Origin of the sequence: Streptomyces sp. NPDC059787, assembly GCF_042732315.1 — a bacterium.
GTDB classification, from domain to species: Bacteria; Actinomycetota; Actinomycetes; order Streptomycetales; family Streptomycetaceae; genus Streptomyces; species Streptomyces atrovirens.
The window spans coordinates 72,039-93,854 of record NZ_JBHWHX010000019.1; the positions used below are offsets into that span (position 1 = coordinate 72,039).

The window sequence follows — 21,816 nt, forward strand, 5'->3', positions numbered from 1 at the left end:
CAGGATGGAGCACATGTCCGATGCCTTCACCACCCGAGTCCTGACCATCGCCACCGGCTCCGACGAGAGGGTCGTCGACATCACCGGCGACTGCGAGTCCTTCCTGCGGGAGACGGCGGCCGGCCGGGACGGCCTGCTGAACGTCTTCGTGCCGCACGCCACGGCAGGGGTCGCCGTGATCGAGACCGGCGCCGGCAGCGACGACGACCTCCTGTCCGCCCTGCACACCCTGCTGCCCGCCGACGACCGCTGGCAGCACCGCCACGGCAGCCCCGGCCACGGCCGCGACCACGTCCTGCCCGCCTTCGTCCCGCCGCACGCGACGCTCCCGGTGGTGGACGGACGGCTGGAACTGGGCACCTGGCAGTCGGTGTGCCTGGTCGATACAAATCGCGACAATGCAAACCGTCAGGTCCGTCTGTCATTCCTCGGGTAGGACCGGGCGAGCGGTCCTGCGCGGCGATGTACGCCTGACCTCGATCTTTCGTGAGGTCTGCCGGCGGAGTCGGTATCGGGGTTCGGGACGGATCTGCCGGAGCCGGTCATGGGCCTTCTTGCTCTCTGGGCACGGTCAGGTCTGCAGGACCGGGAAGGTGACGCCGGTCAGCCGCTCGCTCTCGCGCCACAGCCGGGCCCCCAGGCCGGGGTCGTCGGCCCCGGCGGGCAGCCGGACCGGCTTGGGCGTGCCGGAGGTCTGGTCGCGTCCGGCCGGGCCGAGGTAGGCCCCGTTGACGACCTCGGGGTGGGTCGCGGCATACAGGGACGGCCAGGCCGCGCCGTCGGGGGAGCCCATCAGTGTGCGGGAGGCGAGAGCCAGGAGCAGGCGCCCCGTCCGGCTGGTGGAGGTGTGACGCTGAAGGTCGGTGACGGCCGAGCCCGGATGGACGGCCACAGCGCGGTGCGCACTGCCGGCCAGGCGGCGGGCGAGTTCCTGGGTGAAGACGACGTTGGCGCGCTTGGACTTCGCGTACGCGCTCATCGGGCGGTAGCCGTGCTCGCTCATCAGATCCGCGAGATCACCGGAGCGCCAGGCGGCGGCGATGGCGCTGACCGTGACGACCCGGGCAGCCGCGGAGCGCCGCAGGGCGGGCATCAGGTGCGCGGTCAGCGCGAAGTGGCCGAGGTGGTTGGTGCCCACCGTGAGTTCCAGTCCGTCGCGGGTCAGCCGCCGCTCCGGGACGTCCATCACACCGGCGTTGTTGATGAGGAGGTCGAGGGTCTCGCCCGCGGCGAGCGGGGCGGCCGCCTCGCGGATCGCACCGAGGTCGCCGAGGTCGAGTTCCACTGTCTCCAGGTGGGCACCGGGCACGTCCGCGCGTACGCGGCGGGCGGCATCCGCCAGGGAGTCGGGGCGCCGGCCCGCGAGCAGGACGCGGGCACCGTGCTCCGCCAGCACCCGGGCGGTGCGGTAGCCGATGCCGCTGTTGGCGCCGGTGATCAGTGCGGTCCGGCCCAAGAGATCCGGGATGCCGGCCGGGGTCCAGCGTGAGTCGCCCATGTCGCCTTCCTGAATGAATGTTCATTTATTTCATTCAGCATGCGGGCGTCGACCCGAGTTGTCAAATGAACGTTCATCAAGGAAGGCTGGGGGCATGGCAACACGTGACCCCGACCGCAAGCGCCGGCAGCTGATGGAAGCTGCCCTCGCGGAGTTCGCCGAGTTCGGTGCGGCCGGAGCCCGCGTGGACCGGCTCGCCAGACGTGCGGGTATCAGCCCCGGCCTGGTGTACTCCTTCGCCGCCGGCAAGGAGGGCCTGTTCGAGGCCGTCTACGAGGCGATCGCCGAGCAGACCGTGAACGCGGTCCCCGTCGACGCCGACGACCTGCCCGAATACGCCGGCCGCCTGCACGACGCCGGGCAGCAGCACCCCCAGGTCATGCGCTTCCTCACCTGGTACGCGCTGGAAAGCACCGAACGGCCGGCGCCCGACATCGTGGCCCGCTCGATGCAGGACAAGATCACCGCCATCGAGGCCGCCCAGCAACGCGGCAGCGTCCGCCGGGACAAGCCGGCCGCGGAGATCCTGGCGCTCGTCCTGACTCTCGCGAACATGTGGCAGCACCACACCGAGGACGTCAACTCCCTGGTCCCGCCCGCACAGCAGCGCACAACGATCACCGACGCCGTACGCCGCCTCGTCACCCCGGACCGGCCCGCCGATCACTGACCGCACCACCACACACCCTCGGCGTCCCGCCGTTCCCGACCACACACGTGATGCCGCGGGAACGAGTGCTGTGGCCGGATCGGTTCACCGGGTCGGCGGTACTGCTCACGCATGAACCGGCTCACACAGGTCAGGAGCCCTTCACGGCCCGTCTGATCCCGCAGCGTGACGGCCTCGGCCTGTCAGCGGACGAGAGCTGACCTTCCCTGTCGGGCCGGCAGGACGTCCGTCCGCACGGTCTGCAGGAACGACAGCGGCCCCGTAACGCATCCGGCCCCACCCTCGCCGCCTCGGAAGGCCTCGTCGCCCGCCTCCGGCCGACCGGACGGTCCGCGTCCGACGCGGCGCACGCGAGTGAGGCCCGAAAGCCGCAGGCCGTGCGGCCGGTCCCGGCTTGTTCACGGTCGCTGCCGGGGAAACGACTCCAGTGCGGCCGCCAGACCGGAGGCGTCCGTGCCGATCTTGCGGTAGGCCGATGAGAGCAGATGGCGTACGCCCTGCTCCGTGAGGCGCAGCCGCCCGGCGATCACCGCCGTGGACGCTCCCCGGACCGTCAGCTCGGCGGCCTCCCGTTCGGGCGCGGTGAGTGTGTCCGTCTGGGCGTAGCGCAGGGGCAGCGGCCGTAGCCCGGCCGCCGCGAGTTCGTCCCTGGCCTGTCCCGCCAGCGCCTCCGCGCCACAGTGCACGGCGCCCTCCAGCCCGCGGTAGAGACGGTCGGCGGCCTCCTGCAACTGCCCGGTGCGGGACAGCGCCGCCCCGTGGCCGACCAGGGCGCGGGCCAGCTCGTAGGCCGCGGGCGACTGTTCCAGATGGCCGACGGCCTCCGCGTGCAGGTCGAGCGAGGCCGGGCCGCCGGTCACCTCGGCCAGGGTGTGCACCGCCTGCCCGATGGCCGAGGCCGCCCCGAAGTCCCGGGCCCGCTTGACCGCGTCCTGCGCGTGCCGGACCGCCCGGTCGGGTGCGGTCCGGGCGAGCGCGGACGCCAGCCCCGACTGCCAGGCGCACCAGGCGGGATTGCGCCACTCCCGCCCGTCCAGCCAGTCCCCGACGTCGGAGAGCAGCGCGGCGGCCTCGTCCGCGCGGCCCTCCGCCAGCAGCAGCTCGGCGTACACCGTGCGCGGGTCGGGGTAGATGACGGCGTTCGGGACCAGTCCGCCGTAGCGGTAGTGGTCGGCGATCCGGCGTGCCGCCGCCGTACGCCCGCGGGCCAGGAGCGTCTGGATGAGGATGCCGACGGCGAACCACTGGGCGGGCACCGCCCCCTCCACCCGGTCGGCGATGCGCAGCCCCTCCCGGACCAGGTTCTCCGCCTCGGCCAGGGAGCCCCGGCGGTAGCGGATGTACCCGGAGAGGCTCTGCCCCAGGGCGAGATGGGAGCCGCGCCAGCCCTTCGCCTCGCACTCCGCCATGCCCTTGCTGAACAGTTCCTCGGCCCGTCGCGGCTGGTCGGCGTACAGGAACACCATCGCCACCGCCACCGGCACCTCGAAGCCCCGGTTCTCGTCGGTCCAGCTCAGCCCGCCCCGCAGGGCCCGCTCGGCGTACTCGAGGGCCGTCTGCCGCGGCTCGCCGCACACCACCGCCTCCCAGGCCCGCAGGCCCAGGATGTACCGCTCCTCCAGGCCACGGCCGGTCACCTTCGCGGCCAGCCTGGCGAGCCTGCGCGAGCGGGCGGCGGGATCCGGCTCGTCGGCGCGGTACGAGCTCCACACGAAGTGGTCGGCCTGCATCCGCAGCCTGATCCGGGGGTGCGGGGTGCGCCGCGCCTCGTCGGCGGCGACGGCCGCGGCCTCGGCCACCTCGTCGATGTGCGCCAGCGCCTGCGTGAGCCGGTACACGATGGACGCCCGCAGCTCCGGGTCGATGTCGGGCTCCGCCAGCGCCTCACGGAGGTGCGCGACCGTGGCCGTGGGCTCGATGAGGAAGGTGGAGGAGGCGAGTTCGTGCAGCAGCTCGGCGCGCTGCTCCGGCGGCGGCGGTTCCTGGAGCGCCCGTGTCAGCAGCCGCCGGGCCGCTTCCGGGGCGCCGGCGCGCATGTACTCGCGGGCGGCCTCGCGCAGACACGTCACCGCCTCGACGCGGCCGTCGCAGGGCACCTCCAGCAGGTGCCGGGCGGCCGCCGTCGGCCCGAACCCGGCGGCGCGGATGGCCTCGGCGGCCCCGTTGTGCAGTCCGACCCGCAGCGCCGGGGTGATGGAGCGGTAGACGGTGGTGGCGATCAGCGGGTGGACGAAGGAGAGTCCGTCCCCGGTCCCGTCGTCCTCGGCCAGGATCCGGGCGGCGCGCAGCCGCTCCGTCGCCTCGGCGGCCGCCTCACTGCCGACCACGGCGATGGCGGCGGCGAGCTCCTGCGACACGGACTCGCCGAGCACGGCCGCGGCGTAGGCGAAACGGACGGTGGACGTCCCGAGGGCGCGCAGGCGTTCGATCAGTCCGCGGCCCTTGACCGCCGCGGCGAGGTCCCGCATCGCGCGCAGCTCGTGCCGGGTGCCCCGCAGATTGCGTTCGCCCAGGCGGATGGCGAGTTCGACGGCCTCGAACGGACTTCCTCCGGTGGCCTGCCGGCATTCCTCGCAGAACTCGTCCTCGGCCTCGTCCCCCACCTCGTCCCTGACGATCCGCGCCACCGCCTCGGAGGTGAGCGGCTTCAGCGCGTAGGGGCGGGTGCCGAGGCTGCCCGGCAGGGCGCGCAGCGGCTCCGCCTCGCGCGGCAGGTCGTCGGGCCGGTGGGCGAGGACGATCAGCAGCGGCAGGTCCGCCACCCGGGGTGCGAAGGAGGTGAGCCAGTCGAGGGACTCGACGTCCGCCCAGTGCAGGTCGTCGAGCAGCAGCGCCATGGGTGCCTTCCGCGCGGCGAGCCGGGTCATGACCCAGTCCAGGCCCTCGCGGACCCCGGACGGGTCGGGCACGTGGGGGCCGGGCCCCGCCTCCAGGCCGAGCGCGGTGGCGACGACGTCGTACCAGCTGCCCAGGAACGCGCGGAGCTCGCCGCCGTCCATCGCGGCCAGCGGGGGCTGGAGGAGCCGGCGCACCACACGGAACGCCAGCTCCTGCTCGTTGCGGCCGCCGCAGCCCGACAGCACGGTGATTCCCTGGGCCAGCGCGCGGGAGCGGGCCTGCGTCAGCAGTGCCGTCTTGCCCATCCCGCCCGGGCCGGTGAAGACGAGGAGCCCGCCGCGCGGCACCCGCGGCACCCCGTCCCGGGTGTCCCGCAGGGCCGCGAGCGCCTCGTCCAGTGCCCGGAGTTCCCGTCGGCGCTCCAGCAACGGCCGGGACTCGGTGACATGATGCCGCCGCTCGATCACCATGTGCCGTACCGCTTCCTGTCGTTCGGCCAACGGGTGGCAGACGAGCGTATGTCTGTCGCGGCGCACCGTGTCCGTCTTACGGTACGACCACGACAGGACGGGTGAATCGAAGGCGGTGACGGCTTGGGGCATCCCTCCTGCGGGTAGGGGCGTTCGAATGGCTCGCGCCCGGGGGCACGGGCCGGTGGCAGCACCCGGGTCAGGCCGGGGCCGCCGCCGTGTCGGCATAGCGCGGGACGGTGCGGGACCAGTGGCAGCACCCGCGGATCCAGCCGGCCATGCCCTCCGCGTAACCGACGGCCGAGGGACTCAGCCGCGGCCTGATCTCCTCGAAGAGGCCGACGAACTCGTCGATCGCGTGGTTGATCTGCCGGATCGCCAGCATGACGGCGACCGGCAGGGAGCAACGGCGGGCCCGCTGGTGGGCGAGGGCCAGATTGATCATCCCGCCGGCCTGCCGTTCCTTCACCGCGGAGTACAGATCGGGGATCCACACCGCCGCGTCGGCCGACAGCCGGGTCAGCCGCCGCATCACCGGGTGGTTCAGCTCCGCGTCGGACAGTTCGCGCGGCTGGGCCGCCTCGCACAGCGGGTGGAAGGGCTCGACCCCCGCGGTCAGCGACCGGATCGACGTGCACAGCCCGGTCGGCAGCGGGGCGGTGTCGGCCTGCGCCACCGCCTCGTAGAGCAGGCCGTGCACGTACTCACGGCTCTTGACGGCCCAGCGCGCGGCCTGGGCGGGTGTGCACCGCTCGCGGACCCGCCGGTGGAGATCGGCCAGGGCGGCGCCGAGCGGCGTCGACGGTGACGCGTCGTCCCGCAGTACGGCGATGCTCTCGTCCAGCATGGGCAGCAGCCGGCCGGGGCCCTGCCGGCCCACCTCCTCCGCCAGGTCGTCGAAGACGAATTGATAGGCGATCTGATCGGCGACGATCTGCAGCAGACCGGAATCCATCTCCGGGCCGTTGTAGGAGGCGAGCTGGGCCGGGCGGGTGCGGGCGATCATTTCCGGAACCCAGCTTTCGTCCGCCAGTCCCGTTTTCCGCAGCCACTTCTCGACGCCCGCCGTGACCTGGTGTTCGTGCGGATTGGCCCGGAAGGGGAACGGCATGTGCAGATGGGTGTCGATCAGGTCCCGGAGATCGGTGCCGGGAATTCCGCGCAGTGTGCCGGCCGTGATGTCCTCATGTGTGGTCGACAAGGTTGTCACCCGCCCCTCGGGACCGCCGGTCGAGCCCGTCACCGCGCGGTTCGCAGATCATCCGCAGCGACCTGGGGCCCAGCGTCACCGCGGGGCGCACCGGCGCGACGGGCCCCGGGGGGTGCCGCAGCCGCCAGCGCCGGGCGATGGCCGCGACCGCCACCGTGCTCTGTGCCATGGCGAAGGAGTCCCCGAGGCATTTCCGGCTGCCCGCGGAGAACGGGACCATCGCGCCGTACGGCTGGGCGACGTGCTCGCCCGACAGCCACCGCTCGGGCCGGAACCGCTCGGGGTCGGGGAACGACGAGGGCGCGTGGTGCAGCAGATACGGGCTGTAGAGAACGGTAGTCCCGCGCGGCAGGTGGCGCCCGCCGAACTCGACGTCCCTGGTGGTGGACCGGGTGAAGAGCCAGCCGGGCGGGGAGTGGCGCAGGGTTTCGCTGATCACGGCCCGGGTGTAGGGGAGGCGCGGCAGATCGTCGGAGGTGGGAAGGGTGCGCCCGGCCAGTACGGAGTCGACCTCGGCGTGCAGTTCGCGCTCGGCCTCCGGGTGCTGTGCGAGCAGGCTGAACGTGGAGGACAGGCCCAGGGAGGGGCTCTCCGAGCCGGTGAGCAGCAGGGAGACGAGCTGGTCGTGCACCTCGCCGGGGGTCACCCCGTGCTCCCCGGCGTCGGCCGCCGCCAGCAGGGCCCCCAGCAGATCGTCGCGCGGCTCGCCCGCGCGGCGCTCGGCGATCGCCGCGTCCACGAGCCGGTGCAGACGGGCGACCGCGTCCCGGTACCGGCGGTTGGCGGGCAGGGGCACCTGGAACAGGGCGTCGACCGGGACGACCGTACGCACGAACAGTCCGTGGACGATCCCGGCCAGGCAGTCCCGCACCTCGGCGGCCCTCGCCGCGTCGAGCGAGTCGGAGAGGAGGACCCGGCTGATCGCCCCCGTGGTCAGGGCCATCATGGCCGCGCTGACATCGACCTTCCGCCCCGCCCGCCACGTGCGGCACACCGACTCGGCCTCCTCGCCCATCGCCCCCGTCAGGCCGGCGACGCGGGACGGGCGGAAGGCGGGCTGCAGCAGCCTGCGCTGTCTGAGGTGATCGCCGTGCGGGCAGGTGACGACCCCGTCCCCCATCAGGGCCCGGAGCCGCTCGTAGAGGGGGCCGCCCTTGTCGAAGGTGCGGGTGTCCCTGAGCATCTCGTGGACCAGTCGCGGGTGGCACGCCACCCAGGCACGCATCGGACCCAGGCGTATCTCCACCAGATCCCCGTAAGCGGACAGAGAATTCAGAAACTCCAGCGGGCGTCGGAACAAGGCGATACCGTGGCCGACGGACGGGAATATGCCCGGTGCGATTCCCGACCTCCAGGCCGGCACCGGTTCATGAACGCAATTGCTCATCGAATACCACCTGTCTCGAGCGACACAAACGGAATTCAGTGAGTCCACATATGCGAGTCCACATACATGTGGCACTCGAACCTTGTCCTGCCCGCACCGCACCGGTACCCGACGTACCCCGTCCCGTCGCCAAGGGGGCGCACGGGTGCACGGGGGAGCGCAGGAATTCAGGCGTGCGCCTCGACGAAACGGGCGAGCCGGGCCAGTGCCGAGCGGGTGCCCGCCTCGTTGTCGGCGGCGGGCACCGCGTCGGGGACGCCTTCGTGGACGATCAGCACCTCCGTGCCGCCGTCGGCCTCGGTGAGCGTGGTGGTGATCGTCATCGTGCCGCGCAGTCCGGGGTCCTCGGTCTCGAACTCGAGGATCTCCACCACCAGTTCGCCGGGCACGAGCCGCACGAAGCGGCCGTGGTAGGTGTCGGTGCGCGGGGACGACTTGCCGACCGCACCGGGCGAGTCGTAGGTCAGGGAGACTCGGAACCCGCCGCCCTCACGCGCCTCGAACGCGTGCACCTCGCTCCGCATCCCCGGCGGCACCCGCCACCACGCGACCGCCTCCGCGCTCACCAGCGCCCGGTGGACGGCCGGAGGGGGCGCGTTCACATGTCCCGAGACACGGGTCGTGTACATGGTCCCATCGTGCCGTGACGAGGAAGCCCCCGCGAGGAGCGGGGACACCCTTTCGCTCCGCGCCCCTTCACTCCGTGCCCCTTCACTCCGTGCCGCGGACGACGGCGACGGGACAGTCGGCGTGATACAGCAGTGCCTGGCTGACCGAACCGAGCAGCATCCCGGTGAAGCCGCCGTGACCGCGGGCCCCGGCCACCACCAGTTGGGCCTCCCGGCTCGCGTCGAGCAGCGTGTGCCGCACCCGCGCCCGTTCCAGGCGCAGCTCCACGGCGGCCCCGGGACGGGCTCCCTCCCGCCACGGCGCCACCGCCTCCTCCAGCAGTCGCTGGTGCCGCTCACGGAGCCGGTCGAGATCCACCACCACGTTCAGCGGATCGGCGGGACCCTCGTACGGCGTCGGCTCGCTCCAGGTGTTCCACACATGCGTCGCGACCAGCGGCGCCCCGCGCAGCGCGGCCTCGGCGAAGGCGAAGTCCGTCGCCGCGGCCCCGGCCGGCGAGCCGTCCACGGCGAGGAGCACGGGCCCCTCGGGGCCGGGACGACCGCGGACCACCATCAGCGGACCGTGCCCGTGCGCGGCCAGCTGCACGACCGTCGAGCCCAGCAGCAGATCCCCGAACCCACCGCGGCCCCGCCCGCCGACCACCGTCAGCACCGCGTGCCGCGACTCGCTCCGCAGCACCGTCAGCGTCTCACCGGACGCCACGGTCCTGGCCACCTCCAGCCCCGGCGCACGGTCGCGGGCACGCTGTTCGGCCCCCGCCAGAACGCCGTGGATCATCGGGTCGAGATCGGCCGGGCGGCTGAACGCGTGCACGATCCGCAGCCGCGCGCCGCGCAGCAGGGCCTCGTGCGCCGCGACGTCGACCGCGGCGAGACTGGACGGCGAACCGTCCACTCCTACGACCACCGTGTCGTTCACCACTCGCTCCCGTCCCCGGCGGTTCCTCCGGGTACCCACGGGCGAGAGCGCGTACTCACCCTTCCGACCTGCGGCGATACGGTCTCCCCGGAAATCCTCGGCTCCGTCGCGCCCTCTGTCCATCCGTGACAACACCCATGTTCCGGCCGAATGGCGGGATGGCACCATTGCCCCTGTGGGGGTGGATCACCCGTGCCGTCCGACGGCACGGCCGGCCTCCCCGCATCGGACGACATCGACAAGAGAACCGGGAAGGGGACGGGCTGTGCCTGCTCCACGGATGAGCGCCACGCCGCTGCCGGGCATCGGCGTGAAATACGACCTCACCACGCGTGAGCACGAGCACCTGTCCGTGATCGCGCACCGGGACGGTGCCCGCACGGTCAACGTCTACCGCTCCGACGACCCGGACGCCTGCGCCCGCTCGATGCGGCTGACCGTCGCCGAGTCGGCCGCGCTGATCGACGCGCTCATGCCCGCGCACCACAGCCCCAACCTGCTGCACACCACCGACCTGGGGCTGGTCGCCGAGCGCATCGAACTGTCCGCCGTCTCCCACTGGAACGGCCGGCTGCTGGGCGACACCCGGATGCGCACCGACACGGGTGCCTCGATCGTGGCCGTGCTGCGGCGCGCCGAGGCGATACCGTCCCCCGCGCCGGACTTCCGGCTGGCCGGTGGTGACACGCTGATCCTGATCGGCACCCGCGAGGGCATCGACGCCGCCGCCGAGATACTCGGTCGGGAGTGAGCGCGTGCACTCTTCCGCTGTCTTCCTGATCGAGTTCGGTGCGATCATCCTCGGGCTCGGCCTGCTGGGACGCCTCGCCGGACGCCTCCAGTTCTCCCCGATCCCCCTCTACCTGCTGGCCGGCCTCGCCTTCGGCGAGGGCGGGCTGCTGCCGCTCGGCGCGAGCGAGGAGTTCGTCGCGATCGGCGCCGAGATCGGCGTCATCCTGCTGCTGCTCATGCTCGGCCTGGAGTACACGGCCAGCGACCTCGTCTCCAACCTCAAGACCCAGTACCCGGCCGGCCTTGTCGACATGGCGCTCAACGCCCTGCCCGGTGCCGCCCTGGCCCTGCTGCTCGGCTGGGGCCCGGTCGCCGCGGTGGTGCTGGCCGGCGTCACCTGGATCTCCTCCTCCGGCGTCATCGCGAAGGTCCTCGGCGACCTCGGACGGCTCGGCAACCGCGAGACCCCGGTCATCCTCAGCATCCTGGTGCTCGAGGACCTGGCCATGGCGGTCTACCTGCCGATCATTACCGCCCTGCTGGCCGGCGTCAGCCTCGCCGCGGGCAGCGTGACGCTGGCCATCGCGCTGGGTGTCGCCGGACTCGTGCTGTTCGTCGCCGTCCGCTACGGGCGGGTGATCTCCCGCTTCGTCTCCAGCGACGACCCGGAGAAGCTGCTGCTGGTGGTGCTGGGCCTGACCCTGCTCGTCGCGGGGCTCGCCCAGCAGCTGCAGGTCTCGGCGGCCGTGGGCGCGTTCCTGGTCGGCATCGCCCTGTCCGGGGAGGTCGCCGAGGGCGCGCACAACCTGCTGGCGCCGCTGCGGGACCTGTTCGCCGCCGTGTTCTTCGTCTTCTTCGGCCTGCACACCGACCCCCAGTCGATCCCGCCGGTGATCCTGCCCGCCCTCGCGCTCGCCGTCGTCACCGCGCTGACGAAGGTCGCCACCGGCTACTGGGCCGCCCGCCGGGCCGGGATCTCCCCCAAGGGCCGTTGGCGGGCGGGCGGCACCCTGGTCGCCCGCGGCGAGTTCTCCATCGTCATCGCCGGTCTCGCGGTCACCGCCGGCATCGAACCGGACCTCGGCCCGCTGGCCACGGCGTACGTCCTGGTCCTGGTCGTCCTGGGCCCGCTCACGGCCCGCTACACCGAGCCCATCGCGCTGCGCCTGACCGCCCGGCGCACCGCCTCCGCCGACACCGTGCCCGCACGGGCCATGGCGCCGGCCGCGGAGACGCTGGAACCGGTGGACGAGAGCCGTCCCGAACGCTGAGCCGCCCGGGCCGGCCCCAGGGGCCCTAGTTCTCCAGCCGCACCGGCATCAGGAGCGAGAACGTGTCCCCGTCGTCCGGCCGGCGGATCGTCAGGGGCGCCGTGGGGGCGCCGAACTCGAGGACCAGCCGGTCGCCGGACCCGGCGGCGAGGGCGTCCAGCAGGAACGCGCGGTCGACGGCGACGAGGTCCCGGCCGTCGGCGCCGTCCCCGGCCAGGGCGACCGAGCCGTCCTCCGCCACCCGCAGCACGGTGAGCTCGCGGCACCCGGCGTCCCCGTCCGCGCGGACGGGACCCGTGAGCACCGCCTCCCGGAAGGCCGGCACGTCCACCAGGGCGCGCCGCCCGGCCGGGAGGCGGACGAGGCGCCGGTAGTCGGGGAAGTCGTGGCCGAGGCACTGGCCGGCCGTCTGCCGGTCCCCGGCCTCCAGGGTCACGCGGTCACCGTCCACGGCGAGCCGGACCTGTCCCTCCCCGTCCAGCAGCGCCCGCATCGCGTCGGCGAGCGGAAGGGGCACGGTGACCTGGACGCGGGACCCGTCGTGCCCGTCGGCGGCGGTGCGCGCCACGGCCATCCGGTACCGGTCGGTGGCCACCAGGTGCAGCGCGTCGCCCTCGACGTCGAAGTGGATCCCGCCGAGCACGGGCAGCTCCGGGTCGGTGCCGGCCGCGAACCGGACCGCGTCCAGCGCGGCGGCCAGCCCGGGGCCGGAGAGGGACAGCCGTACGGCGGTGTCGGTGCGGAGCGAGGTCATGGGGTTCTCCTTGTGGTCGAGTAGGGCTCGGAGCGCGGAGAACTCGGCGCGGGCATCGGACAGCCCCTGCTCCAGCCGGCGCAAGTGCGCCTGGAGGAGCTGTCGTACGAGATCGGTGTCGGCGCCCGTCCAGCCGGCCAGCACCAGCCGGATGTCGGCCAGCGGCATCCCGGCCCGGCGCAGCCGGGCCAGCAGCCGGGCCTCGTCCAGCTGCCCGGGGGCGTACCAGCGGTAGCCGCTGACCGGGTCCACCCGGTCGGGGACCAGGACACCGGCACGGTCGTAGAACCGCAGGGCACTCACGCCCAGCCCGCTGTCCCGGGCCATCTCACCAATGCTGCGCATCTCGCTCTCCACACCCGCGACCCTGATCCCTCGACCAGGTCGAGGGTCAACCCCGAGAGGAAGAAGCCCCCCAGGTCACGCTTGACCAGCACCCCGGCAGCAGGCCGAGCGCGACGACCGTGGAACCCGCGAGCACGGCGAACCGGCCGCCCACCGAGGGGGTCCAGGGCGGAGCTCCGCCCCGCGTACGGCTGTACGGGTGACGGCTTCACCCGACCCGGCGGACCTGCGGCCACCGGCGTACCACCGGCGCACGGGGGCGCGTTGGACCGGCATGGACAGCACTGAGACGGCGCGGCGCCTTCTCGGGCACGACGCCGCGGGCCGGTTGTACGCCGAACTCACCAGCGGGTACGGCGGTCATACGCCGATCTACACGGCCCTCGTCGCGGAGTGGCGGGCCAAGGGGTACACGGTCCCGGAGCACCGCGACGGCCTGTGGGCCTCCTTCGCCGCCGCCACGGTCGGCGAGCGCGCGACGGTGCTGCCCGTGCCCTTCCCCGTCCCGGTGCCCCTGCTGCGGCCGTCCGCCGAGGACGCCGACGAGGACACCGGAGAGGAACTCACCAGCCCTCCGGACCCGCCGGCTCCGCGCTGACCGGCGCCAGCACGGCGAGCGTGCCGGTCGCCCCGCGCAGCGCCAGTTCGAGCGGGCCGGGGGCGTGCAGGGTGCCGGTGCCGTCCGGCGGGACGAGCCACTCCAGACGCCCGGCCGGCCGGTACGGCGGCGGTACGGCGACCCAGGACCCACGGCCCACGTGCCGCACCCCGAAGCCGACCCACTCGCTGGCCGGGTCGGGCGGCAGGAAGAAACCCACTCTGCGGGCCGTGACGTCCACCAGCGTGGGCCCGGGCACCTTCAGGGGGTCGCGCCACAGGATGTCCAGGGCGAGCAGCCCGAGCCGGTCGGGCACGCTCAGCACGTCCCAGTACCGGCCCGCCGCGAGCAGCGCCGTGCCCTTGCCGTGGTCCCACTCGCGCTTGCACTCCTGCGGGTCCGTGGCCGCCGCGGCCAGCCACTCGACGGCTTGCTTCCACATGGCGCTGTGCATGTCCACCCCGGGCACGGTCGGCTGCGCCGCTGCGGGCGCGTGCGGTACGGACATGCTGGTAGATATTTCTATCCACCGGAAGGGTGGCGCGGGCTGGCGTTTAGGGGGTGTCGTCGTCTTCCGCGCGCTCCGCGTCCCGCTTCTTGAGCCGGGCCGCCTCCTTGCGGACCCCGGCCTGGGTGGCGCGCTCCCGCTCCAGCCACTCGGGGCGCTCCTCCTTCAGCGCCTCGATCTGCTCGGTGGTGAGGGCCTCGGTGACCCCGCCGCGCGCGAGACCGGCGATGGACACGCCCAGCTTCGCCGCGACCACCGGGCGGGGGTGGGGGCCGTCGCGCCGCAGGTCCCGCAGCCACTGCGGCGGGTCCGCCTGGAGCGCGTTCAGCTCGGCGCGTGAGACGACACCGTCCCGGAAGTCGGCGGGGGTGGCGTCGAGGTACACACCCAGTTTCTTCGCCGCGGTCGCGGGCTTCATCGTCTGGGTGCTCTGGTGCTGCGTCATGACGTCCAGGGTATCGAGCGTGTGCACGGCCGCCGACCACGGCCGGTAACCTGGCCAGGTGACAGGCTCGGAAGTGTCCCCCTCGTTCCGGCTCGTGTACGTACCCGGTGTGATGCCCGACAAATGGGTGCGTGTCTGGAACGAGCGGCTGCCCGACGTCCCGCTGACCCTCACGCAGGTCCCCGCCCAGGCGGCGCAGGGGCTGCTGCTGGGCGGTGACGCCGACGCGGGCCTCGTCCGGCTGCCCGTCGACCGTACGGTCCTCAGCGCGATCCCCCTCTACACCGAGCAGACGGTCGTCGTGGTGCCCAAGGACCACCTCGTCACGGCGGCCGACGCGGTGTCCCTGGAGGACCTGGCCGACGACATCGTGCTGCACCCGCTCGACTCCGTGCTCACCTGGGAGAGCCTGCCCGGACGGCCCGCCCTCGAACGCCCCGCCACCACCGCCGACGCGATCGAGCTCGTCGCGGCCGGGATCGGTGTGCTCGTCGTACCGCTGTCGCTCGCCCGGCTGCACCACCGCAAGGACCTCACCCACCGGCCGCTCGAAGGGGCTCCCGGGTCGAGCGTGGCGCTGTCCTGGCCCGAGGCGGCGACGACGGACCGGGTGGAGGACTTCATCGGGATCGTCCGGGGCCGGACCGTCAACAGCACCAGGGGCCGCACACGGCAGCCGGCACCGGCGAAGAAGCCCGCACCCACCGCCCGGCAGCAGCCGGCCGGCCGCGGTCGCCGGGGAGGAACCGGCGGCACGGCGAAGAACCCGCGGCGGGGCAAGCCCCGCCGCAGGTCCTGACCCGGCTACCTGACCGTCGGGGACGGTGACGGCGCCGGGGACGCCGTGTTGAGGTCCTCCAGCCCCTTGGGGATCTCCAGCACGAGGACCGGCGCACCCGCCTGCGGAGCCGGCGGAGTCACCTGCTCCTGCGGCATCTTGGGCGGGCTGGTCTGCTGGAAGTTGACCTGCTCGTGATTGACCAGCCCCGTCTTCTCCAGCACCGTGATGTGGTCGAGCACCGTGTCGTTGGCCTGGTCGGCCAGCTGCCGGACCAGGGTGTTCCTGGTGTTGGCCCGGATGTTGGCGATGGCGGGGAAGATCTGCCCGTGCGTCACGCGCATGATGTTCACCGCCGTGGAGTCGAACTCCTTGCCGCCGGTGGACTTCACGGTCTCCACGAACCCCTGCTGCTGCGGTGACGCCTGGTTCGGCAGCGTGATGCCGAGCTCCAGGGAGATCTTGCGGCAGGACGCGTCGAGCCGGCCGTGACCGACGACCAGGTGCTCGCCCGCCTCCTTCATCTCCGGCGTCGTCCCCCGCTCCATCGCCAGCAGCCCCAGCGGGTGCTCCCACAGCCCCGCCGCGCGCACCTTCACCACGAAGTCGCGGTCCGCCTCGGTCAGCGGGCCGTAGTTCGTGTTGGCCACCACCCGGTCCGGCTTGGTCGATGTGTTCTGTACGCCCAGCATGGTGGGATAGGCGAGCGCGGTGAGGGTGAGGATCATGGCTCCGCCCACGAACGCGGTTCCTGCCGTGCTGCGCGAGATGCGCATCGTGCCTCCTGGGATGTGAACGGCCCAACAGCAGGAAGTACGGACGCCAGGCGCGAGACAATCACCGCTCGGGAAAGAATTTCCGGCCGCCTCAGTCGGCGTAAGCGGCCCTCTGTGCCGTACTCACCACCTTGTCGCCGTCCGCGCGGCTCAGCAGCCCCTCGGACACCCAGGCGTCCACGGCGGATCGCACCCGTGTCACCAGTGCTCCCTTGCCGCGGAAGGGCGCCCCGGCCCAGATCTCGTCGAGCAGCGTCGTGCCGTCGCTCCGGGCCGGGTTGGCGACTCCGGAGTCGGACGTGCCGAAGATCACACGCGGTTCCGAGCGCCGGAAGTAGGCGTGCGTCGGGTCCTCGGTCCCCTCCGCGAAGGGTGCCAGCTCGATGCCGTCCAGCGTGTAGTGCAGCGGCTTGTCCGGGACCGGGGTGAGGGAGGGCAGCAGATCGCCGGAGAGGCCGGCGTTGCCGTACAGCCCGAACCGCACGGCGTCCGGCCCCGGCCGGCGGGCGACCAGGTTGACCGGACCGTAGAACAGGGCCTGCAGGGCAGGGTCGTCGAGGGCCCGCTCCACCCGCAGCCGGAAGGGCACGGAGATCCGTATAGTGTCACCCTCGCGCCAGGTCCGCGAGACGCCGAAGTAGCGGCCGGGGACCGGAGCGCCGGGCACGGCACGCCCGTTGACGGTCACCCGGAAGCCCGCGGTCGCCCAGGACGGCACCCGCAGCAGCAGGGTGAAGGAGGCCCGGCCGCCGCCGATGGTGAGCGTGCTGCCCTGTTCCTCCGGGTAGCGGGTGGTCTGTGTGACCGTGACGCCCTTCTCGGCCCAGGTCAGCCGGGAGGCGCTGTAGAGGTTGACGTACAGGGCGGACCCGTCGGCCTTCGCGAAGTACACCGAGTCCTGGTACTTGGTGGCGCTCTCCATGCCGGTGCCCTCGCAGCAGGTCGTCCCCTGCTTGGGCGTGTAGTCGCGCACATGGCCGGGCGTCAGCCCGATGAAGTAGGTGACCAGCGGCTTCTCCGCGTCCGGCCGGTCCTGCTTGGAGCCGAGCACCTGGTTGAACAGGGTCCGCTCGTAGTAGTCCATGTACGCCGGGTCCTGCTCGTGGAAGAACAGCGTCCGGCTCAGCTTGAGCATGTTGTACGCGCAGCACGTCTCGGCGGTGGTGTCGGTGACCGTGCCCGCGATCACGTCGCGGGCCTTCCAGAACTCGCCGCTGCTGGTGCCGCCGATCGCGTACATCCGGTGGGGTACGACCATGCCCCAGAAGTTCTTCGCGGCCGTGAGGTAGCGCTCCTCGCCCGTCTCGTCGTGCAGCCGCACCAGACCCGTGAAGATCGGGATGTGCTGGTTGGCGTGGAGTCCTTCGAGGATGTCGGTGTTCGCCGCGCAGGCGTCGATGAGCCGGTCCAGGTCGAACAGCTTGGCGAGAGCGAGGTGTTCGGCCCGCCCGGTGATCGCGTGCAGGTCGCAGATCGCCTCGACGATGCCGCCGAACTCCCCGCTGGAGAACAGTCCCCACATCCGCTGCAGGGTGGCCGCCGGCAGCACGGACAGCCGCGCGTGCATCCAGTCGCACATGCCGGACGCGAGATCGAGCGCCCGGTCGTCGTCCGTGGCGAGGTACGCGTCCAGCAGCCCTCTGAGGATCTTGTGCGCGGTGTAGTACGGCGCCCACACGCGGGTGTAGTCGCTGCCGGTCATCGACTCCAGTTCGATGAACTGCGTCTCCGGGTACGCGGCGAGGAAGCCGGGATGGCTGGGCGCGCCCCAGGTGCGGCGCAGGGTGGCGTCCAGGCCCCGGCCGGAGGCGTCGGCGAACGTCGCCCCGGCCGTCTCGTCGAAGGCGTACGACGCCAGATCGCCCCGGCCGGCCGAGGCGTCGGCGGCACGGCGGCCCTGCAGCTCCGTGATCTCGTCGGCGGTCAGCGCCCGGGAGAACACGTCGACGTCCTCGAACGCGCCCGCGAACACCGGATCGGCGGGGAAGTTCGAGCGCCCCAGCCAGTTGTTGGTGAGGGTGCCGAGCACGGCCGGGGTCAGCGTGACGGCCGTGCTCCGGGCCACGGCGGTGCCGTTGACGTAGAGGGTGCCGGTGCCGTCGGCGAGGGTCACCGCCAGATGGCTCCACTCGCCGACCGGCAGCGGCGCGGTGCCGTCGAGGCCCTGCTCGCCGCCCGGCCCCGAGGTGGTGACGGCGAACCGCGGCACCCCGTTCGCGTTGCGGGCGGCCAGATACAGATAGCGGGTGGTGCCGTCGCCGAAGTCGAAGATCCTGGCCCAGGCGGCGTCGTGCGCGGGGCGCACCCACGCGGACAGGGTGAGTGCGGGGGAGCCGGCGAGAACGGCCGCCGGAAGGTCCACGTAGCGGTACGAGCCGCGCACGTTCTCCGCCGCGCGGCCGAACCGTCCCTCCACGCTCAGCACGGCCGGGGCGCGGCGCAGCGCCTCCCGGACCTCGGTCAGGGCCCCGACCGCGGTCGCGATCCGGTCCGCGAAGACCTGCTCGCCGGTGCCGCGGTACGCCTGCGCCAGCATGGTCAGGAAATGGCCGGTGTAGTGGCCGCGCAGATTGCCGTTGGCCTCTCCGTCCAGCCCCTCCCAGCCGCCGGGCGCGACCGCGCCCCGGGTGGACAGGCCGGCGTTGGCGCGGAAGACCTGGAGCAGCCGGTTGACGTCGTAGCCACGGGCGTGGTCGAGCATCAGCCGCCGTTTGCCGGCGAAGACGCCCGGCCCGAGCGTCACGTCCTCCAGCCCGAACGGCCGTACGGTCCACGCCGCGGGCACACCGGAAGCGGCGGCCGGCGCGGCGGGTGCGGCGACGGCGCGCCCGGTGGTCGCGGCGGAGACCGCGGTCGCCGTCAGGGCGGCTGCCTGGAAGAGGGTTCGTCTGGAGAGGGGCCGTGCCATGGAATGCTCCTCTGTTCGGTATCACGAACACTGTACGAACAATCGACCAGACGATAGGGAGGGGACGGAAAGGCGTCAACGGTGCGGGAGCGATCGGTTCCGGACGTTTGCCGCGGACGGCGGGAGCCGGTCAGGAGCGCCGGGCGGAGTCCGTCAGCCAGGCGTGCGCGGCCCGCGCCGTGAACTCCGCCTGTCCGCCGCGCAGCAGCAGACCGGCGGTGGCGAACTCGGGGGCGTCGGCCTGGGCGGCGACATAGGGGACGGCGATACAGCGCATCCCGGCCGCGTGCGCCGCCGCGGCGCCCGGGGCCGCGTCCTCGACCACCACGCAGTCGGCCGGGTCCGCTCCGATCCTGCGGGCCGCCTCCAGGAAGATGTCCGGGGCCGGCTTGCCCCGCGCCACCTCGTCGGCCGACACGACGGTGCGCAGATACGCGTCCAGGCCCGTGCCGGCCAGGATCGCCCCGATGGCGACGGGCGAGGAACCGGAGGCCACGGCCATCGGCACGCCCTCGGCCGCCAGCAGCTCGACGAACGCCCGCATCTCCGGGTACACCCGCGTCGAGGCGCCGGCCAGCTTCAGATAATGGCGGTCCTTGACCGCGAGCAGCTCCTCCACCGGGGCGGACAGGCCGTACCGCTCCCGCCAGTCGGCGAGCGTCTCCCGGGTGCTGATCCCCACGTAGCGCTCGTGCTCGGCCCAGGAGAAGTCCGGCACCCCGTACTCGGCGAGGGTCCGCCGGCCCGCCTCGTAGTAGTTCGGCTCGCTGTCCACGAGCGTTCCGTCGAGATCGAAGACGACCGAGAGGGTGCCGAGTGTGCTCATGGGGTCCAGGATGACAGGATTCACTTCCGTGCCGTCCGGCCGATCGACTCCACCAGCGGCAGCAGCCGGTGCGGGACGCGCTCGCGCAGCGCCACCTCGGTGCGGGTGCGGACCACGCCGGGCAGGCTGATCAGCTTCTGGACCACGTCCTCCAGGTGCGTGTTGTCGCGCGCCACCGCCCGGGCCAGCAGATCGCCGCCGCCCGTGGTGGAGAACGCCTCGACGATCTCCGGTACGGCGGCCAGCGCGTCACCCACCTCGTCCAGGTGCCCCTGGGTGACCTCGATGTGCACGAACGCGAGGACGGGATGGCCCAGCGCGGCGGGGGAGAGGGCGGGGCCGGTACCGGTGATCACGCCCTCGCGCTCCATCCGGTCCAGCCGGGCCTGGAGAGTGCCGCGGGCCACCCCGAGGATGCGGGCGTACTCCCGCACGCTGGTGCGCGGCTGCTCCAGCAGCAGCCGCAGGATGCGGGTGTCGAGCTCGTCCACGGCCATGAGATCCGAAGTGTCCCCGTATCGGCCATTGGCACTTCGGCGGCCGTAGGAATGCCGCGAACACTGTACCAATGGCTCACTCCCACGGGAGTCGGTTGAGCCACTGGTGGAAGAGATGCTGATATGGAGGGGTCGATGGCGCTGCGGACCCCGCGGCGCCTTTTTCGTGCCACGGCGCACACCAACGAGTTCCCAGGGGGCGGTACGTGCTGAAGAGGGTGTTCATGGCTCCGGACCCGGGCCGGATCCGGCTGCGCTTCGCGGCGCGGGCCGTGCTCGGCATCGGGCTGGCCGTCGTCGTCTGCGGGCCGGCCGGGCACTCGCTCACCGGTGCCGTCACCGGCGGGCTCGCCGCGCTGCTCGCCCTGTTCACCGTCACCGACGCCACCGTCCGCGGGCAGGCCGTCACCACGGCGCTGCTGCCCGCCGTCGGCCTGCCGGTGCTCGCCGCCGCGGCCGTGCTGCACGACCACCCGGTCGCCCGTGACCTCGCCTTCCTCGCCGTGGTCGGACTCGGCGTGTACGCGCGGCGCTGGGGCCCACGTGGTCACAGCCTCGGCGTCTTCGCGTTCATGACCTACTTCGTGGCGCAGTTCCTGCACGCGAGGACCGCCCAGCTCCCCGAGCTGTACGCCTCCGTCCTGCTGTCCGTGCTCGCCGCCGCCACGGTGCGCTTCGGTCTGTGGTGCTACGAGCGCCGGCTGCCCCCGGCCGTCGTACCGGCGCCGCCCGCCGGCACCGGGCTGGCCCGCGTGACCACCCGCCAGGCGGTCCAGGCGACCGCCGGCGCGGGCTTCGCCCTGGTCGTGGGCCAACTGGTGTCCGGGCAGCGCTGGTACTGGGCCGTCGGCGCCACCTGGTGGGTCTTCGTCAACACCACCTCGCGCGGCGAGACCCTGGTACGCGGCTTCCGCCGGGTGCTCGGCACCGTCATCGGCATCGGACTCGCGCTCTTCGTCGCCGTCCCCGCACACGGGGACGGGCCGCTGACCGCACTGGTCGTCGCCGTCGCCGTCTTCGGCATCTTCTACACGGCCGCCGTGTCCTACACCTGGATGATGCTCTGGGTGACGGTGCTCGCCGCCATGCTCTACGGCCTGCTGGGCGTGCTCACCCCCGATCTGCTGGCACTCCGGCTCGTGGAGACCGCCGTCGGCGCGCTCGGCGCCGTGCTGGCGGTGGCGTTCGTCCTGCCCGTGACCACGCACAGCATCACCGACGCCTGGATCCAGCGGGCCCTGCGCTGCGTCCACGCGTGCACCGCTCAGGCGGCCGCACGGCTGGCCGGGACCGCGGACGCCGACCCGGCGCCGGTGGTGGCGGAGCTGGAACAGCTGCTCGCCCGGGTGCGACTCTCGGTCGCCCCGCTGGTGCATCCGCTGAACCCCATGTTCGGCCGCAAGCGGCGCGCCCGGCGGGTGCTCGCCCTGCTCGACGACTGCGCCCGGGAGATCCGCGGCCTCGTCGCCGTCGCCGCCGACCCGGAGGCCTCGCACGACGCCCGGCTGGCCGCCGCCTGCTGGCGCGTCGAGGCCGCCGTCGAGGCGCTCACCGGCGGCCGGGACATCGCCGTACGGACCTCCCCGGCCGGGACGGAACCCGCCCTGGCCCATCTGCACGGTCTGGAACGCGCCCTCGCCGAGCTGGCCGCGCCGCTGCGGGCGCCGTCCGGCTCCCCGCTGGTCGGGGCCTGACGCGCGCGGACGCACCGGGCGGGCCTTTGGTCTAGACCTGGCGTGATCGACTGCTACCGT

The 21,816-nt window shown here is 73.0% G+C and carries 20 protein-coding genes; 7 read left to right on the forward strand and 13 right to left on the reverse strand.

Annotated elements, in window-relative coordinates; all coding sequences use genetic code 11:
- Positions 1-13: 13 nt before the first annotated feature.
- Positions 14-436: a secondary thiamine-phosphate synthase enzyme YjbQ gene (locus ACFV5H_RS19750; RefSeq protein ID WP_385045166.1), complete on the forward strand. Its 423-nt coding sequence runs from the start codon at positions 14-16 to the stop codon at positions 434-436.
- A 135-nt stretch (positions 437-571) separates the two neighbouring features.
- Here ACFV5H_RS19750 and ACFV5H_RS19755 read toward each other — a convergent pair whose 3' ends face one another.
- Positions 572-1,498 carry an oxidoreductase gene (locus tag ACFV5H_RS19755; RefSeq protein ID WP_385196259.1) on the reverse strand — a complete coding sequence of 309 codons (927 nt, stop codon included), beginning with the start codon at positions 1,496-1,498 and terminating at the stop codon, positions 572-574.
- A 94-nt stretch (positions 1,499-1,592) separates the two neighbouring features.
- Between ACFV5H_RS19755 and ACFV5H_RS19760 the strand changes: the two genes are divergently transcribed.
- Complete coding sequence (locus ACFV5H_RS19760) at positions 1,593-2,168, forward strand: TetR family transcriptional regulator (RefSeq protein WP_385196262.1); 576 nt, start codon at positions 1,593-1,595, stop codon at positions 2,166-2,168.
- Between the two features lie 398 nt (positions 2,169-2,566).
- On the opposite strand, the gene ACFV5H_RS19765 is transcribed toward ACFV5H_RS19760, so the two are convergent.
- The 5 genes from ACFV5H_RS19765 to ACFV5H_RS19785 form a co-directional block, all read right to left on the reverse strand.
- Positions 2,567-5,476 carry an ATP-binding protein gene (locus tag ACFV5H_RS19765; protein ID WP_385196314.1) on the reverse strand — a complete coding sequence of 970 codons (2,910 nt, stop codon included), beginning with the start codon at positions 5,474-5,476 and terminating at the stop codon, positions 2,567-2,569.
- A gap of 199 nt (positions 5,477-5,675) precedes the next feature.
- The gene (locus ACFV5H_RS19770) at positions 5,676-6,686 is read right to left on the reverse strand and encodes a (-)-alpha-amorphene synthase (protein ID WP_385045159.1); all 1,011 of its coding nucleotides are present in this window, start codon (positions 6,684-6,686) and stop codon (positions 5,676-5,678) included.
- Positions 6,661-8,073, reverse strand: a complete 1,413-nt coding sequence (locus ACFV5H_RS19775; protein WP_385196264.1) for a cytochrome P450 — start codon at positions 8,071-8,073, stop codon at positions 6,661-6,663. Before ACFV5H_RS19775 ends, ACFV5H_RS19770 begins: the two co-directional genes overlap by 26 nt.
- 167 nt (positions 8,074-8,240) lie before the next feature.
- Positions 8,241-8,702 (reverse strand): SRPBCC domain-containing protein, encoded by a 462-nt coding sequence (locus ACFV5H_RS19780; protein WP_385196266.1) that lies wholly within the window; start codon positions 8,700-8,702, stop codon positions 8,241-8,243.
- A gap of 82 nt (positions 8,703-8,784) precedes the next feature.
- A complete protein-coding gene (locus tag ACFV5H_RS19785; protein ID WP_385196267.1) occupies positions 8,785-9,624 on the reverse strand; it encodes a universal stress protein in 840 nt (279 codons plus the stop codon).
- Between the two features lie 280 nt (positions 9,625-9,904).
- Here ACFV5H_RS19785 and ACFV5H_RS19790 point away from each other — a divergent pair, with 280 nt between their 5' ends.
- Together ACFV5H_RS19790 and ACFV5H_RS19795 are read left to right on the forward strand one after the other, a co-directional pair.
- The gene (locus ACFV5H_RS19790) at positions 9,905-10,375 is read left to right on the forward strand and encodes a cation:proton antiporter regulatory subunit (protein WP_030865659.1); all 471 of its coding nucleotides are present in this window, start codon (positions 9,905-9,907) and stop codon (positions 10,373-10,375) included.
- 4 nt (positions 10,376-10,379) lie between these two features.
- A complete protein-coding gene (locus ACFV5H_RS19795; protein WP_385196270.1) occupies positions 10,380-11,627 on the forward strand; it encodes a cation:proton antiporter in 1,248 nt (415 codons plus the stop codon).
- 25 nt (positions 11,628-11,652) lie between these two features.
- Here the strand turns inward: ACFV5H_RS19795 and ACFV5H_RS19800 are convergent, their stop codons facing one another.
- Entirely contained in the window at positions 11,653-12,726 is a 1,074-nt protein-coding gene (locus tag ACFV5H_RS19800) for a MerR family transcriptional regulator (RefSeq protein WP_385045145.1), read from the reverse strand.
- 274 nt (positions 12,727-13,000) lie between these two features.
- On the opposite strand from ACFV5H_RS19800, the gene ACFV5H_RS19805 reads away from it, so the two are divergent.
- Complete coding sequence (locus ACFV5H_RS19805) at positions 13,001-13,324, forward strand: hypothetical protein (RefSeq protein ID WP_385045142.1); 324 nt, start codon at positions 13,001-13,003, stop codon at positions 13,322-13,324.
- Here the strand turns inward: ACFV5H_RS19805 and ACFV5H_RS19810 are convergent.
- Both ACFV5H_RS19810 and ACFV5H_RS19815 read right to left on the reverse strand, forming a co-directional pair.
- The gene (locus tag ACFV5H_RS19810) at positions 13,290-13,778 is read right to left on the reverse strand and encodes a hypothetical protein (protein ID WP_073934862.1); all 489 of its coding nucleotides are present in this window, start codon (positions 13,776-13,778) and stop codon (positions 13,290-13,292) included. The two genes, ACFV5H_RS19805 and ACFV5H_RS19810, sit on opposite strands and share 35 nt — an antisense overlap.
- Positions 13,779-13,878: 100 nt before the next feature.
- Positions 13,879-14,277, reverse strand: coding sequence for a DUF5997 family protein (locus ACFV5H_RS19815; RefSeq protein WP_385045139.1), 399 nt, complete (start codon positions 14,275-14,277; stop codon positions 13,879-13,881).
- Between the two features lie 58 nt (positions 14,278-14,335).
- Here ACFV5H_RS19815 and ACFV5H_RS19820 point away from each other — a divergent pair, with 58 nt between their 5' ends.
- Positions 14,336-15,076, forward strand: a complete 741-nt coding sequence (locus tag ACFV5H_RS19820) for a LysR family transcriptional regulator substrate-binding protein (RefSeq protein WP_385196272.1) — start codon at positions 14,336-14,338, stop codon at positions 15,074-15,076.
- 5 nt (positions 15,077-15,081) lie between these two features.
- Here the strand turns inward: ACFV5H_RS19820 and ACFV5H_RS19825 are convergent, their stop codons facing one another.
- The 4 genes from ACFV5H_RS19825 to ACFV5H_RS19840 all read right to left on the reverse strand — a co-directional run bounded on the left by ACFV5H_RS19825 (position 15,082) and on the right by ACFV5H_RS19840 (position 20,062).
- Positions 15,082-15,831 carry a DUF4142 domain-containing protein gene (locus ACFV5H_RS19825; RefSeq protein WP_385045133.1) on the reverse strand — a complete coding sequence of 250 codons (750 nt, stop codon included), beginning with the start codon at positions 15,829-15,831 and terminating at the stop codon, positions 15,082-15,084.
- 91 nt (positions 15,832-15,922) lie between these two features.
- Positions 15,923-18,739, reverse strand: coding sequence for a beta-L-arabinofuranosidase domain-containing protein (locus tag ACFV5H_RS19830; protein ID WP_385196274.1), 2,817 nt, complete (start codon positions 18,737-18,739; stop codon positions 15,923-15,925).
- A 130-nt stretch (positions 18,740-18,869) separates the two neighbouring features.
- Complete coding sequence (locus ACFV5H_RS19835; RefSeq protein WP_385045128.1) at positions 18,870-19,565, reverse strand: HAD family hydrolase; 696 nt, start codon at positions 19,563-19,565, stop codon at positions 18,870-18,872.
- A gap of 20 nt (positions 19,566-19,585) precedes the next feature.
- The gene (locus tag ACFV5H_RS19840) at positions 19,586-20,062 is read right to left on the reverse strand and encodes an Lrp/AsnC family transcriptional regulator (protein WP_385045125.1); all 477 of its coding nucleotides are present in this window, start codon (positions 20,060-20,062) and stop codon (positions 19,586-19,588) included.
- A gap of 206 nt (positions 20,063-20,268) precedes the next feature.
- On the opposite strand from ACFV5H_RS19840, the gene ACFV5H_RS19845 reads away from it, so the two are divergent.
- Entirely contained in the window at positions 20,269-21,756 is a 1,488-nt protein-coding gene (locus ACFV5H_RS19845) for an FUSC family protein (protein WP_385045122.1), read from the forward strand.
- Positions 21,757-21,816 lie beyond the last annotated feature (60 nt).